This is a genomic window from Mycobacterium vicinigordonae (assembly GCF_013466425.1).
Classification (GTDB): domain Bacteria; phylum Actinomycetota; class Actinomycetes; order Mycobacteriales; family Mycobacteriaceae; genus Mycobacterium; species Mycobacterium vicinigordonae.
The window spans coordinates 5,340,353-5,355,645 of sequence record NZ_CP059165.1 but is presented as its reverse complement, the minus strand read 5'-3'; the positions used below and the strand labels follow the sequence as shown (position 1 = coordinate 5,355,645).

At 65.4% G+C, this 15,293-nt stretch carries 8 protein-coding genes; 4 read left to right on the top strand and 4 right to left on the bottom strand.

The features are described 5' to 3' along the window. Positions 1 to 13 precede the first annotated feature (13 nt). A complete protein-coding gene (locus H0P51_RS23805; protein WP_180915280.1) occupies positions 14 to 1,702 on the top strand; it encodes an FAD-dependent oxidoreductase in 1,689 nt (562 codons plus the stop codon). Between the two features lie 73 nt (positions 1,703 to 1,775). On the opposite strand, the gene H0P51_RS23800 is transcribed toward H0P51_RS23805, so the two are convergent. Continuing rightward, positions 1,776 to 2,231 carry a VOC family protein gene (locus tag H0P51_RS23800; protein WP_180915279.1) on the bottom strand — a complete coding sequence of 152 codons (456 nt, stop codon included), beginning with the start codon at positions 2,229 to 2,231 and terminating at the stop codon, positions 1,776 to 1,778. Between the two features lie 173 nt (positions 2,232 to 2,404). After that, positions 2,405 to 3,523 (bottom strand): citrate synthase 2, encoded by a 1,119-nt coding sequence (locus tag H0P51_RS23795; protein WP_180915278.1) that lies wholly within the window; start codon positions 3,521 to 3,523, stop codon positions 2,405 to 2,407. A 107-nt stretch (positions 3,524 to 3,630) separates the two neighbouring features. Between H0P51_RS23795 and pdxH the strand changes: the two genes are divergently transcribed. Then, positions 3,631 to 4,257: a pyridoxamine 5'-phosphate oxidase gene (gene pdxH / locus H0P51_RS23790; protein ID WP_180919194.1), complete on the top strand. Its 627-nt coding sequence runs from the start codon at positions 3,631 to 3,633 to the stop codon at positions 4,255 to 4,257. A 115-nt stretch (positions 4,258 to 4,372) separates the two neighbouring features. Here the strand turns inward: pdxH and H0P51_RS23785 are convergent, their stop codons facing one another. After that, positions 4,373 to 12,295, bottom strand: coding sequence for a BTAD domain-containing putative transcriptional regulator (locus H0P51_RS23785; protein ID WP_246398912.1), 7,923 nt, complete (start codon positions 12,293 to 12,295; stop codon positions 4,373 to 4,375). Positions 12,296 to 12,474: 179 nt separating this feature from the next. On the opposite strand from H0P51_RS23785, the gene H0P51_RS23780 reads away from it, so the two are divergent. Then, entirely contained in the window at positions 12,475 to 13,740 is a 1,266-nt protein-coding gene (locus tag H0P51_RS23780) for an MFS transporter (protein ID WP_180915276.1), read from the top strand. An 18-nt stretch (positions 13,741 to 13,758) separates the two neighbouring features. Here the strand turns inward: H0P51_RS23780 and H0P51_RS23775 are convergent, their stop codons facing one another. Next, positions 13,759 to 13,923 carry a hypothetical protein gene (locus H0P51_RS23775; RefSeq protein WP_180915275.1) on the bottom strand — a complete coding sequence of 55 codons (165 nt, stop codon included), beginning with the start codon at positions 13,921 to 13,923 and terminating at the stop codon, positions 13,759 to 13,761. 75 nt (positions 13,924 to 13,998) lie between these two features. Between H0P51_RS23775 and H0P51_RS23770 the strand changes: the two genes are divergently transcribed. Then, positions 13,999 to 15,291: a citrate synthase gene (locus H0P51_RS23770; RefSeq protein ID WP_180915274.1), complete on the top strand. Its 1,293-nt coding sequence runs from the start codon at positions 13,999 to 14,001 to the stop codon at positions 15,289 to 15,291. Positions 15,292 to 15,293: the final 2 nt, after the last annotated feature.

The window sequence follows — 15,293 nt, the reverse complement described above, 5'->3', positions numbered from 1 at the left end:
CGCGAGTTAACTTGTGCCGCACGTAATTACCCAGTCGTGCTGCAATGACGGGTCGTGCGTTTTCGCGTGCCCGGTCAATTGCATCCACCCATCCCCGGACGAGCCGGGCTACGCGACATCGGAGATGCTCTACATCGACCCGGTGGCCTGCGTAGACTGCGGCGCCTGCGTGAGTGCTTGCCCAGTTGGCGCGATCGTGCCCGACAGCAAGCTTGACCTCAAACAGTTGCCATTCGTGGAGATCAACGCGTCGTTCTACCCGGAGCGGCCCGCCGGCGTGAAGCTGCCGCCGACCTCGAAGCTGGCCGCGGTACTCCCGGCCGCCGCTGTGAGCGCACAACACGAGCCGCTGACGGTCGCCATCGTGGGATCGGGGCCAGCGGCCATGTATGCCGCAGACGAACTCCTGGTGCAACAGAACGTGCGGGTCAACATCTTCGAAAAGCTGCCCACACCATACGGTTTGGTGCGAGCTGGGGTGGCGCCTGATCACCAGCACACTAAGCAGGTGACTCGGTTGTTCGACCGGGTGACCGCTGATCGGCGGTTTGGGTTCTTCCTCAATGTGGAAATCGGCAACCACCTGAGCCACGCTGAGCTGCTACAGCATCATCACGCGGTGCTGTACGCGGTGGGTGCGCCCAACGATCGTCGCCTCAACATCGAGGGAATGGGCCTGCCAGGCACCGGCACCGCTACCGAGCTGGTCGCCTGGATCAACGGACATCCCGAGTATTCCTCCCTGCCAGTCGATCTCAGCCATGAGCGGGTGGTGATCGTCGGCAACGGCAACGTCGCACTGGACGTCGCGCGGGTGCTCACCGCCGACCCAGACGAGTTGGCCCGCACCGACATCGCTGATCACGCCTTGAAGGCGTTCGAAAAATCGGCGGTAAGGGAGGTGGTGATCGCGGCCCGCCGCGGACCCGCCCACTCGGCATTCACCCTACCCGAGCTGATCGGCCTCACGGCTACCGCTGAGGTGGTGCTCGACGCCGAGGACCACCGGCTGGTGCAGCAGGACCTGGCCACTGTGTCGGATGCACTGACCCGCAACAAGTTGGAGATCCTGCACGCGCTAGGCGACAGCTCGTCGCCGGCATCAGGACCGCGTATCCGGTTGGCGTACCAGCTGACACCCCGCCGTATCCTCGGTGAGGCGCACGCCACTGGCGTCGAGTTCGACGTCTCTGGCACCGACGAGGTGCGCCGCATTGACGCGGGCCTGGTGCTGACCTCGATTGGCTACCGCGGTAAGGCAATTCGCGACCTCCCGTTCGACGAGTCAGCCGCCGTCGTCCCCAATGAGGAGGGCCGCGTCATCGATCCTGAGACCGGACGGCCCGTCGTGGGCGCCTACGTCGCAGGCTGGATCAAGCGTGGGCCCACCGGCTTCATCGGCACCAACAAGTCCGACTCGTTGCAGACCATCCGGGCGCTGGTGGCCGACTTCAACGAGGGACGCCTGACCGCCCCGGTTGCCAAACCCGCGGCATTACGGAAGCTGGTGGCCCAGCGCCAGCCGGCCGTCGTGGACTCTGCTGGGTGGCGAGCCATCGACGCCGCCGAAATTGCGCGCGGTGGTGAGGATGGGCGGCCGCGGGTCAAGTTCACCGATGTCGCCGACATGCTTGCGGTAGCTGCCACCGCGCCGCAGCCGCCTACCCGGGGACGACGCCTGCTGGCACGGCTTCGGCGCTAGCTGTACCCGCTCGGACAGGTTACGCAGCTGTAGGCGTCCCACCGGCGAATACGGCACCAGCAACAGCGACAAACTAGTCTGCCTGGGCGCACATGGCTTTCTGGATCTCGTCGTAACTGACCTCGCGCACAGGCTGTCCCAGTGACCAGTTGTGCCCGAACGGATCGGCGACCACGCCGTAACGGTCGCCCCAGAACTGGTCTTCCAACGGCATCACCTCGGTGGCCCCGGCGTTGAGCGCGCGCTGGAACTTGGCATCGACGTCGGTGACGGTCAGGTGGATAGTGACTGCGGTGCCACCCAGCGCCTTCGGGGTCATCGATTGGCCGCTGCACATCTCCGGGAAGTCGTCGGCGAGCATCACGGTGAAGCCGTTGATCTGTACCGCGGCGTGGATCAACCGGCCATCCGGCCCAGGCACCCGACCCAGCTCAACCGCGTCGAACGCCTTGACGTAGAAGTCGATTGCGGCGGCGGCGTTGTCGACGACGAGGTGGGGGGACAGTGCGGGTTGGACGGTGATGGCCATGGTCACTCCTGATGCTCGATGTGCGGTCGCTCGTATTGACCAGGGCGGTGCCGAAAACTCATCGCTTAGGCAGCAGATTGTCTTACTCGTTCGCACTCGCTGGTATCACCAGCCGTGCAATCAGCGCCGGGAAATCGCGGCCCGGTTACGTTCGCGGCAATAGGGTGAGCGGATCACACGGGGGTGGCGACGGCGTCCCAACCCGGCACGGATTCCGGGCTGCGGGGGTCCGGGCCCACGTAGATCGCCGACGGGCGGACCAGCTTGCCGAGCCGCTTCTGTTCAAGAATGTGTGCGCACCATCCTGCGGTGCGACCACAGGTGAACATCGCCGGCATCATCTCCGCCGGTACCCCGGCGAAATCGAGGATGACGGCCGCCCAGAACTCCACGTTGGTCTCGATCGGCCGGTCGGGGCGGCGTTCCCGCAATTCGGCCAGGGCCGCCTGCTCGAGCGCGGCAGCGACCTCGTACCGCGGCGCATTCAACCGTTTGGCTGTGGCGCGCAACACCCGGGCGCGCGGGTCCTCGGCGCGGTAGACGCGGTGCCCGAAGCCCATCAGCTTCTCGTTGCGGTCCAGAATGCCCTTGACCAGACCGCGGGCGTCGTCGGTGCGCTCGACTTCCTCGATCATCGGCAGCACGCGAGCCGGGGCACCACCGTGCAGGGGGCCGCTCATCGCTCCGATGGCGCCGGACAGGGCCGCAGCCACGTCGGCCCCGGTAGAGGCGATCACTCGCGCGGTGAAGGTGGATGCGTTCATCCCATGCTCGGCCGCCGACACCCAGTAGGCGTCGATCGCTTCGATGTGCCTGGGGTCCGGTTCGCCCTGCCAGCGCGTCATGAAACGTGCTGTGACCGTTGAGCATTCGTCGATGACGCGCTGGGGAACCGCGGGCCGGTAGATGCCGCGGCCAGATTGCGCGACGTAAGACAGTGCCATCACCGACGCGCGGGCCAGCTGGTCGCGCGCGGTGGGTTCGTTGGTATCCAACAGCGGTTTGTATCCCCAGATCGGCGCCAGCATCGCCAGGCCTGCCTGGACGTCGACCCGCACGTCGCCGGTGTGGATCGGTAACGGGAACGGCTCGGCCGGCGGCAGCCCGCGGCCAAAGTCTCCGTCGACGAGGAGTGCCCATACATCACCGAAGTGGACGCGGCCCACCAAGTCCTCGATGTCGACACCGCGGTAGCGCAGTGCGCCGCCATCCTTGTCCGGTTCGGCGATCTTGGTGGTGAATGCCACCACACCTTCTAAGCCTGGGACAAAATCCTCGGGGACCACTGTCATGGGGCTTGATTCTTGCACCCGTCCGCAGGCCCGTTACTACCGGCTGGTAACCGGCGGCGAGTAGCGTGGGCGCGGTGACCGGAGCTGAGCAGAATCGCCTGGCTGGGATGCGGGCGGAGTACGGATCCGTCGAGAAGGATGGAAGCACCGATCTCGACGCGAACTGGCTGGCGGACGGTTGGTTGGCGCTGTTTCGTAGGTGGATGGCCGACGCCGAGAGCGCCGGAGTTGCCGAACCCAACGCCATGGTGGTGGCCACCGTCCTGGATGGGCGGCCGGTGAGCCGCTCGGTGTTGTGCAAAGGAGCCGACGAAAACGGGATCACGTTCTTCACGCACTACAACTCGGCCAAAGGCTTGGAGCTGTCGGCGACGCCGTATGCGTCGGCAACCTTCCCGTGGTATCGGCTGGGGCGTCAGATCCACGTTCGGGGTGCGGTCACCAAGGTCGCGGCAGAGGCGACTGAAGAGTACTGGTCGAAGCGGCCGCGTGGCTCGCAATTGGGGGCCTGGGCCTCGCATCAGTCGCAGCCGATCGCGTCGCGTGCGGCGCTGCTCGAGCAGCTGGCCACCGTGACTGCGCGGTTCGCTGACACCGAACGGGTGCCGGTTGCGCCGAACTGGGGCGGGTACCTGATCGCGCCCGAGGTAATTGAGTTCTGGCAGGGCCGAGAAGACCGGTTGCACAACAGGATTAGGGTCTGCGACGGCGTGGTGGAGCGACTGCAGCCGTGATGCCCGTGGGGTCGTTTGCCCCGCGTTCAGGCCACGCCCGGGCCAGTTTCATGACCGTCATCCCCGTTGCGAGTCCGGCGATGCATCATCGCGCCTGTGCCGTTCTCGCGGTGGGTTATGTCCTAGGTGAGCGGTCGAACTCGTCGAAGCGGGCGAGAGCGGCATCGAGATCAGCCTCGTCGAACATTTCGCACCGGCTGAGCAACTCCCCTTCGATCATGAAGAGGACGGTGATGCGCCACTCGGCTTCGAAGCCCATAGATGTAGTCCCGCTCGCCACATGAGTGACGACCGCACCGGTATCGGTCAATCGATGAACAGTCTCAACGTAGAGGTTGTTGTGCGTCGTTTCGTTCAACGCGGCGCGCAGGTAAGCCCTGAGGTCGCCAGGCCCGACCGGGGCCAGGGGTCGGTGGTCGACGTCCACGAAATCAGTTGCTGTCAACGGTATTTCGTGCTTGTTGAGGGACGCGTATGCCCCGGTGAGGACTGACCAGGTGCGAGCGTGGGCGGCGACCTCACCGGCGAGGTATCGGGCCTCGAGTTCGGCGAAAGCGGCCTCAAGGTCGTCGACGTCGAAGGTGATCAGAGCGACAATCCGCTCGTCGGAGGCAATCTCGAGGATGCTGAGTACTTCGGTGAGGTTAGCCTCGGGTCCCAGTTCGCTATCTGAAAGACTGTTGCGGGCGAGGACTAGTCGTTCGCCGCGGGTCGCTATGACTCTCGGCGTCACATTGGTGAGGCATAGGTCGGTGAGGGCTTGCACATCCGCCATATGGGCATCCCGGCCCAGTCGGATTCCCGAACCCACCAATTGACGGCGATCATCGTTCAGAAAGTCTTCGGCAAGCATGTCCGCCATGGCGTTCCAGTCGCCGACCGCGTACCTCGCGATAAAGCGCTCGGCCACTCTGCAGGCCGCGGTTTGTGGTTGCTGCGCCTGCGCGTGCAGCTCTTCGAAGCGAGCGATAGCGGCGTCGAGGTCTGTCTCGTCGAAGACTTCGGCTCGAGCAAGCAGGTCGCCCTCGACCGTGAAAACGGCCACCATCTGAAGCTCAGCATCGAAGCCGTCCTGCGACGTTCCGGTCACCGCCTGTGTGATGACGGCCCCGAACTCGGTCAGGCGATGCACCGCCTCGATGTACGCGCGGCTGGAAGGCATGAGATCCCATAAGGCGTGTATCGATGCGGCAAGGTCAACCCCCTCGATCGACACGAGCGGTCGGTGGTCGACGTAAACCAGATTCGACGTCATCGCGGGAAGATCATGTCGTTTGAATCCTGCGTAGGCTCCCGCGATCATCGACCACGTACGAGCCGCAGCGGGGGCTTCGCCGGCGAGGTAGCGCGCATCGAGTTCGGCGAAAGCCGCGTCGAAGTCGTCCGGCTCGAACAGGACGTGAGCGGTGATCCGCTCGTCGGCGTCGATCACGGTGATGCTGAGCACCTCGACGCCGAACTGTCCTTGCCCTGCATCGCGATTCGGCGCACTGACCCGAAAGAGGGCGAGTCGTTCCCCGCGCGTCGCGATAACGGTCAATGTTCTGTTCGTCGCACCGTCGGACAACGCCCGCATATTTGCCATGACGGCATCGTGACCGTCCCAGGACCCGACGCTCACCAACTTGCGGCGGTCTTCGATGTGACAGCCGGCCGCCATGATCTCGGCCACCGCGTCGATTTCACCCGCGGCGAAATGTCCAAAGGAACGAGCGCCGACACGGCTCGCCTTGTTCTGCAATCGTTTTGCTGGCAGGTGTAGTTCATCGAAACGAGCGATCGCGGCATCGAGGTCTGCCTCATCAAAAATCTCGCAACGGTCGACCAACTCGCCATCGAAGGTGATGACGCTGATTACCCGCCACTCAGCCAAGAAGCCTTCGTCCGAGGTCTCGCGGGTCACGTGGGTGAGGACGGCTCCGTGCTCATTCAAACGTGGCACTGCCACAATGCGGTAAGTCAGCTCGGACGGCACACGCCATGCCGCGTCAAGCAGCGCCGGCATCTCACCAGTCGCGATCGAGGTCCCTTTGCGGTGATCGATATTGACCCAATCAGGCTCTGAGGCAAAGAGTTCGCGGCGATTGAGAGCGGCGAAACCTTGGTTGATCGACGACCAGGTATCCAGGTATGGTGCGGCCTCACCAGCGCGGTATCGCGCATCCAGTTCGGCGAAGGCAGTGTCGACATCGTTAGGGTCGAACATGATTCGCGCCCTCAGATGCTCGTCGGGGTTGGCCTCGACGAGGCTGAGCATCTCGGTGTCGAGGGGTCCATTGCGCTGATCCGTTCGAGAACAGCGTATTCGACTGAGGGCGAGACGATCTCCGCGGGTTGCGATGACCTCCAGTACTTCGAAGGTGACTCCGAGTTCGGCGCTTGCGGCGTTCCCGCTTGCGGTAGCGAGACCGCGTATGGTGCCGACGCCGACTACCTGCCGCCGATCATCGCTGCAATAGCCGTCGGACAACAAACCCGCGGTAGCCGCCAAGTCTCCGGCCGAAAGGTACGCGAGAACTCTTTGGTCGACCCGACTTGCCGCATTCTGCAGTCGCGGCAGCGGTTGGGTGAGCTCATCGAACCTCGCGATTGCCGCGTTCAGGTCTGCCTCTTCGAAAACCTCACAACGGCTGATCCGGCCGCCTTCGACCGTAAAAAGAGTGACCTCTAGCCACTCGACGTCGAAGCCAGCTCGCGACGTCCCGCATGTCGCCTGCGTGACGACCGCCCCGAGGCCACTCAGGCGGTGCACGGCCACGACATAGATGGTGGCTTCCGGCGCGAGTTCCCATGTGGCACGGATGTATGGGACGAGGTCGCCGGGCGCGAAGGCTCGTGCGCGGCGGTGGTCGACATTCACCCAGTCCGGCGTCACCGAAGGGAGTTCGTGTCTATTGAACGCAGCGAAACTTTGCACGAGCACCGACCAGGTGTGGGCGTGGGCCGCACCTTCCCCGGCCAAATATCGACGATCGAGCTCCTCGAACGCGGCGTCGAGGTCATCGGCGTCGAGCGCGACGTATGCGAGCATCCGACCTTCGGTGTCGATCTCGGCGATGCGGAGTACCTCGGTATCGAACCCCGGGGGCCGAGTGTCTCGGCCCGAGTACTTGGTACGAACGAGGGCCAGACGTTCTCCGCGAACCGCGACCACGTGCGAGGTCATTGTCGTGGTGCCAACCCCCGCGATCGCCCGAAGCTCAGCGAGCGCTGCGGCGCGGCCACGGCCGTCTTGGTGAAGCCCCTGCCGTCGATCTTCGATACGGAGGTCGTCGATGAGTAGGGCGTCGAACTCGTTCCAGCACCTCCCTGCGAAAAGGTCGTTGAACCGAGCATCCGCGCGGCTTGCGGTGTTCTCGAGAGGCGTTTGAGGGCGGGACTTCGCGAACCGGGCGTACGCGGCGTCAAGCTCGGCCAGCGCGGAATCGATGTCTTCGGCGTCGAAGAACACCTGCCGCGAGATTCGGCCCTGATCGTCGATGGCAATCAGGTGCAGATATTCGTCAGACGGCGCGCCTGGACTCTCGTCGTCGGTGCCCAGCACCGCCCTGACGAGAGCTAGGTGCTCGCCTCGGGTGGCTAGGACGATAATCGAGGCGAGGCGTGCGGTTCCCGACCGCAGTAGCTGCGACGCCTGATCCAGCCATTCGTCGGGGAGATCGTTTTGCTTGAACCCGACCACCTTTCGCCGACTCTCGGCAATGACGTCGGGTGAAATCAACCGCTCGTACTCGTCCCACGCTTTGCGATGGATAGCAGCTTCGCCGTGGCGGATCACCTGCACACATGCGTTGTGCAGTTCGACGGACGCTTCCTGCACCTTCCCGGACCGCTCGTGCGCGGCGTCGAGTTCAGCGATTGCGACGTCAACGTCATCGAGGTCGAACCAAATCTGAAGTGCAATACGCCCGTCCGCGTCGAGACGGCACAATTGAAGAAATTCGTCGTGCGGCGACCCCACGCTCTTGTCGGCCGTGCCTACTTTCAGTCGAGTCAGGGCAAGGTGTTCTCCTCGTACTGCCAGGACTCCGACAGTCTGGAACCGCAGTGCCCCGCTCTCACCGAGCCGGCGTACCTGCTGCGGCCACGGGGCGGTGGGAAGATCGTCCCGGTTGAAGCGAACTAACTTCCGGCGGCTCTCGACGATCACCTGGGGGGCAAAAAGCCGCGCCAGCTCGTCCCAAGCCTCGCGATCGACAGCGGCCGCCACCTGGCCGGATGCTCGGACACACGCGTTGTCCAGCTCGACGCGCGCCTCGTCGGGTGCGGCTAGTACAAGGCGACGTTCGGCCGCAAGCGTCGACTGTGCCATTTCGGCAAGTGCCGCAGCGCCTTTCCGCTCATACAGATCGACAGCCCGGCTGGCTGCGGCACGTGCGGCCGCGGCATCGCCGCCAGCGCGTAATACTGTTGCGAGGGTGAGACAGGCATCGCCGTGGTCGACTAACAAGTCGGTGCGCTCGGCCAGGCTGACGGCGGCCTCAGCTACCTGGCGAGCCTCGTCGTAATCACTAGAGCGCGTCAGCAAGTGCGCCCGAAGCAAGCGCCACGCAATTGATGCCTTCAACGCGTGCCCCGCTAGACGCTCACTCTCCGCGCACAATTCGCTGGCCTCTTCCTCGCGGTCGAGCAGGAGGCAAGCGCGTCCAAGCAGCGCAGCGGTCTCGGCAGTGTCGGCATCTAAACCCATTCGACGGAAACCGTTGTAGGCCTTACGCAGATGTGGCTCGGCCATGGAAGGATCAGCGGCGACCAATTCGACGATACCGGCGAACTGCTCCACTTCGAGCAGCGAGTGCCGCAGCCCGAGCTCGGTGACAGTGCGCCGCGCGGAGTCGATCATGCGCCGACCGGCGGCCGTGCGTCCGCGAAACGCCTCGAGGACCGCCTGGCATCGCGTCGAAGTGGCCTCGACCGCAGGCGAGTCAGTGGTGATGCGCAGCAGCCGCACCACGTCAAGGCACCGGCCGCCCGCGCGCGGAACAGGATTAGGACCCCACAGAGCCGCCAGCGGTGCACCGGCCAGCACCGCGTTCACCCGACGGTGGTCTCGCGATCGCCGCGCCGCGGTGAGGGCATCGTCCAGCGCGACTTCACAGTCACCGATACGCCCGAGGCGGGCCAGGCACCCAGCCCGTACGGTGTGTGCCTTAGCTTCGCCTGCGGCATCGTCCAATTCGGCTAACCTGGCGGCGGCCACCCCCAATGCGGCTTCTACTTCATCGAGTCGTTCGGGGTGGATCAGCATCGACAACTGCCCATCGAAGCACGTCGCCCATGCCGTCAGATGCAGGGAATCGACTGCTGCCGAATGCAATTGGGTTACCGCACCTGTCGCCGCACCCATATCGCCCGCGGCGAGCAGCGCCTCGCAGCGCGCCACCAGCAGCTCGGCGGTCTGCTCGTCGCGGTCGGGCAGCTCGTCGTCGATCTCCTGCAACGCGTGCAGCGCGTGGTCGTAGAGGTCGGCCGCACCCTCATAGGCCAGCCGAGCCATCGCCTGGTCTGCGGCACGCCGGCAAAAAGACACGGCCTTCGATGCGTTTCCAGCCCAGGCGCATTCGAAGTAGTGATGCGCCAGTTCTGCTAACAGCTGGTCGTCGGCACCGGGCTGATTCTCCAGCGTCGAGGCGATGCGCTGGTGCAGCCGCATGCGCCGCACCGATGCCAGCTCGGCTAACAGCGACTGCCGCACGATGGCGTGGTTGAAGCGGTACCGGCCGCCGGGCTCTTCGATGACCAGACCCGCTTGGCACGCCTCGTCGAACGCGTCGACGAGATCGGTGCCGATCACCGTCTCGACCAGTTCTAGGCCGAACCGGCTGCCGACGACGGCCGCGGCCGACAGCGCTTTGTTGGTTTCCAAAGAGAGTCGGGAAAGCCTGCGGCTCACCGCTTCTCGCACCCCTTGTGGCAGGGTGCTTTGATCCCAGACGCCGCCGCTCTCGTCGACGTGGCGCAGCGCCTCGATCAGAAAGAACGGGTTGCCGCCGGTGACGGATGCCAACGCGTGGGCGAGTTCCTCGTCGTAACCGGCCTCGGCCACGTAAGCCGTGACGTCGTCCTGGTCGAGACCGCTGAGGTTCAGCCGGTTGGCGCTGCCGTCCCGGTGCAGGTCGGCGAGCATCGCCGCCAACGGGTGCGATCGGTCGAGGTCGGTGCTGCGGTAGGTGCCCACGATCTGGACGCGGGCCCGGTCGCCGAAGCGCAGCAGATGCCGCAACAGCAGCAGGGTCGGCTTTGCCGCCCAGTGCAGATCATCGAGGACCAGGATCACCGGCGCCGCGGCCGAAGCTACTTCGAGCAGAGCGACGACGGCATCGAATAGCGCGTAGCGCTCGGTGTCGGGGCCCGAACGGGCCGGGGACGCCAGATCGGGCACTACGTCGGGCAGTCCGGGAACAAGGGGGAGTAGCGCTTCCACACCGCGTAGTCCGCGCAACCGGTCCGCGCCCACGCTCGGCACCAGCGACCGCAGCGCTTCGGCGAACGGCTGATACGGCGCGCCCAAATCCTCGTCGCACCGGCCGTAGAGCACGAATGCCCCCTGTTTGTAGGCCCGCTGGGACCATTCACCGGCCAGCCGGGTCTTGCCGACCCCCGGCTCGCCAGCGATCAACACCGCATGCGTGCCGCCGCTCTGCCACGACGACAGCAGCCGCTGCAGTTCCGGACCGCGGCCGACGAAGGGACCCGGGCCGATCAACACCGCGGGCAGGGGCGGCCGTTCCAGCGTCGGAGCTTCCAGATTGACGTCTTCGTGTCGCTCGGTGTCCAGGCGGAGTTCGAAAACGTGCTCCGGGCGGGCCAAGTTCTTCAGGTGGCGAGTCCCCAGATCGGCGAGCACCACGTCGTCGGACAATGTGTCGATGACAAGTTCGGCGACGGCGCCCGAGCACAGGATCTGCCCGCCGGCGGCCAGCGACCGCAACCGCGCCGCGCGGTTGACCGCCCGGCCGAAGTAGTCGCCGTCGCGGAACTCGACCTCGCCGGTGTGCAGCGCCACGCGTACCCGCATCGGCTCCCGTAATGCCCACGGCTCACTAAAGATGGCTTCCTGCAGATCAATAGCGGCAGCGGCCGCTGCCGACGGCCGGTCGAAGACCGAAAACGTCGCGTCGCCCTCACCGCGGGTTTTGATCAGCCGTCCGCCACGGGCGGTGACGACCTGTTCGATGATTTCGTCGTGGCGAGCCAACGCAACTGCCATCGCGTCGGCGTCCAATTCCCAAGCGGACGTGGATCCTTCGATATCGGTCAGCAAGAAGGTGACCGCCCGCGTTACCGACGGGAGTAGCTGTACAACAACGACATCCAGAGAAGAGTCCTGCGCGACAATGGCCGCCTCGAGGCGACGCAGTTCGGGTCCGGGGTCGACGCCCAGCTCGTCGGCGAGCATTGACCGCGCCCGCTGGTAGGCGGCGAGGGCTTCGCCCTGACGGCCGGCGCGGTACAGGGCGAGCATCAGTTGGCCCCAACGTCTTTCGCGAAGCGGTGCCTCGGCCACCGCGGCCTCGAGGTCTCCGATGATCTCGGCGGCGCGACCGGTGGCTAACAACGCGTCGGCGCGGTCCTCGACGAGCGCGGCATGGCCCTCGATCCAGCGCGTCTTTTCTGACGTGCCGCGCCGACCGTCGGGCAGTTCGGGGATTCCACGCCACAGCGAAAGCGCCTCTTCGAAGCGGGCCACCGCCTGGCTGGTGTCGCCAGCGGCAGCCGCGTCACGTCCCGCCCGGGCTGTCGCTCTGTAACGCGAGGCATCGACGTCTGCTCCGGCGAGCTTCCATCCCAATCCCTCGGTCAACACGAATCCGTCGCCAAGCGTGCGGCGCAGCGCGGAGATGTGTGTTTGCAGGGCCTTGGCGGCGGTGCGGGGCGGATCGGTGCCCCAGAGCAGTTCGATCAACGTATCGGCCGGAACGACGGAGCCGTGGTGCAAACCCAGCACGGTGAGCAAGGCGCGCGGTTTGGCGCCCGGGATGACGACGGGTACGCCGCGCTGCCGGACCTGAAGAGGGCCCAAAACCCCCAGCTCCACGTCTTGAAGGGTAGTCACATCCGCCATCGTCGGTAAGTCGATTCAACGCACGGTCAAGATCGGGTAAAGACCGCCAGCAACATGGACGGCCGACCGGCGGGTTGCGGTCTGCGGCCTGGGCCGTGGCAGCGCGGTTGGGTTCGGGGCGCCCGCGATCGCCACCGGTAACCTCATCGACGATGCCACTGTTCGCGGACACCACCCCGCTGCGCACCCCTGATTTCCGCCGGCTCTGGGTGGCCGGCATTCCGACCGTCATCGGCGCCAACCTCACGATCTTCGCGGTCCCGGTCCAGATCTACGCGCTGACCCAGAGCTCGGCGTACGTTGGGCTGGCTGGACTGTTCTCGCTGGTGCCGCTGGTGGTGTTCGGGCTGCTGGGCGGTGCCTGGGCCGACGCTATGGACCGGCGGGTGCTGCTGATTGTCGCGTCGTGCGGGCTGGCGGTGTCCTCGCTGCTGCTCTGGTTGCAAGCGCTACTGGCGCTTAACGACGTCTGGGTGGTGCTGTGTCTGCTGGCGGTGCAGCAGGCGTTCTTTGCCGTCAATTCACCGGCGCGCTCGGCGGCCATCCCGCGGATGGTGCCCGGTGAGCAATTGCCCGCAGCCAACGCGCTGAACATGACCGTGGGCCAGTTCGGTGCAATCGCCGGGCCGCTGCTGGCCGGTGTGCTGCTGAACTGGGTCGACCTATCGGCGTTGTATTTGCTTGACGCTGTGACATGCCTATTGCCGATCTGGGCGACTTTCCGGCTGGCGCCGATGCCCGCCGTGGAAACTGCCGGGACGTCTCGGTGGGGTCTGGGTGCGGTCTTGGACGGCTTCCGTTATCTGGCCGGCAATACGGTGGTGCTGATGTCGTTCGTCGTTGACCTGATCGCGATGATCTTCGGTATGCCGCGGGCGCTGTTTCCGCAGATGGCGCACCAGAGCTTCGGCGGTCCCATCGAGGGTGGCTCGGCGATGGCGTTGCTGTCGGCGGCCATCGCGGTCGGCGCGGTGGCCGGGGGAGTGTTCTCGGGGTGGTTTCCGAGGGTCCGGCGCCAGGGGCTGGTGATCGTCGTCTCGATTGTGGCGTGGGGCCTGGCCATGGTGGGCTTCGGTCTGGCCAGCGGTGCGGCGCACGGCCGGGCGGGGGCGATGCTGTGGCTCGCGGTGGTATTCCTGGCATTCGGTGGTGCGGCGGACATGGTGTCGGCGGCTTTCCGGTCGACCATCCTTCAGCAGGCTGCCTCTGACGATGTGGTCGGGCGGCTTCAGGGCGTGTTCGCGGTCGTGGTCGGTGGCGGGCCACGGCTAGCCGACACGTTGCACGGCGCGGCCGCCGCAATGGTCGGAACTACCGCGGCAGCGGCCGGCGGTGGGGCGCTGGTGGTGCTGGGCGTGGTGGTGGCGGCATTGGTCGCGCCGGCATTTGTGAACTACCGGGTGCTGGCGCGGTCGTGACCCCCGCGCCGATGGCTTCTAGTTCCCGACCGCCGGATGCACCTGGGCATTTCCACCGACGCCGCCGTCACCTTCGCTGCCCCCGCTGGGGCCACCCGCGTGCTCGGCGGAGCCCGGATGGACGGCGTGACCTGCAGACCCGACCCCGGGCAGGCACGCCGCTGCGATAACGACTACCTTCACCTATGACGCCCTTAGTGCACACCTGTACGCACAAGGGCAGGTAGTCATATCAAGCCTGAGCGCAAAGGGGTTCTCGTGGGCGACACCGACGACACCGCATCTCTGAAGTACCCGGGTGGCGAGATCGACCTGAAGGTCGTCCATGCCACCGAAGGTGCCGACGGTATTGCGCTGGGTCCGCTGCTGTCCAAGACCGGACACACCACGTTCGACAATGGCTTCGTCAACACTGCGGCCTGCAAGAGTTCCATCACCTATATCGACGGCGACGCCGGAATCCTGCGCTATCGCGGTTACCCGATCGATCAGCTCGCCGAGAAGTCCAACTTCATTGAGGTGTCCTACCTGCTGATCTACGGCGAGCTGCCCACCGCCGACCAGCTGGCCGAGTTCACTGGCCGCATTCAGCTGCACACGATGCTGCACGAGGACCTGAAGCGGTTCTTCGACGGCTTCCCGCGCAACGCTCACCCAATGCCGGTGCTGTCCAGCACCGTCAACGCACTGTCGGCGTACTACCCGGACTCGCTGGACCCGACCGACAACACGCAGGTCGAGCTGTCCACGATTCGGCTGCTCGCCAAGCTGCCCACCATCGCCGCCTACGCATACAAGAAGTCGGTCGGACAGCCGTTCCTCTACCCGGACAACTCGCTGACCTTGGTCGAGAATTTCCTGCGCATGACGTTCGGGCTCCCGGCCGAGCCCTACCAGGCCGACCCCGAGGTGGTCCGCGCCCTGGACATGCTGCTGATCCTGCACGCCGACCACGAGCAGAACTGTTCGACGTCCACGGTACGGCTGGTGGGGTCATCGCAGGCCAATCTGTTCACCTCAATCTCGGGCGGCATCAATGCTTTGTGGGGTCCGCTGCACGGCGGCGCGAACCAGGCGGTGCTGGAGATGCTCGAGCAGATCAAGGAGAGCGGCGACGACGTCGGCGAATTCGTCCGCAAGGTCAAGAACCGCGAAGAGGGCGTCAAGCTGATGGGCTTCGGCCACCGGGTTTACAAGAACTACGACCCGCGCGCTCGGATCGTCAAAGAGCAGGCCGACAAGATCCTGGCCAAGCTTGGCGGCGACCCCTTGCTTGACATCGCCAAGCAACTCGAAGAGGCTGCGCTGACCGATGACTATTTCATTGAGCGCAAGCTCTACCCGAACGTCGACTTCTACACCGGCCTGATCTACCGGGCGCTGGGCTTCCCGGTCCGGATGTTCACGGTGCTGTTCGCGCTGGGTCGGCTTCCCGGCTGGATCGCGCATTGGCGCGAGATGCACGACGAGGGCGATAGCAAGATCGGCCGTCCGCGTCAGATCTACACGGGCTACACCGAGCGCAACTATGTTGGCATGGACGGGCGCTAACC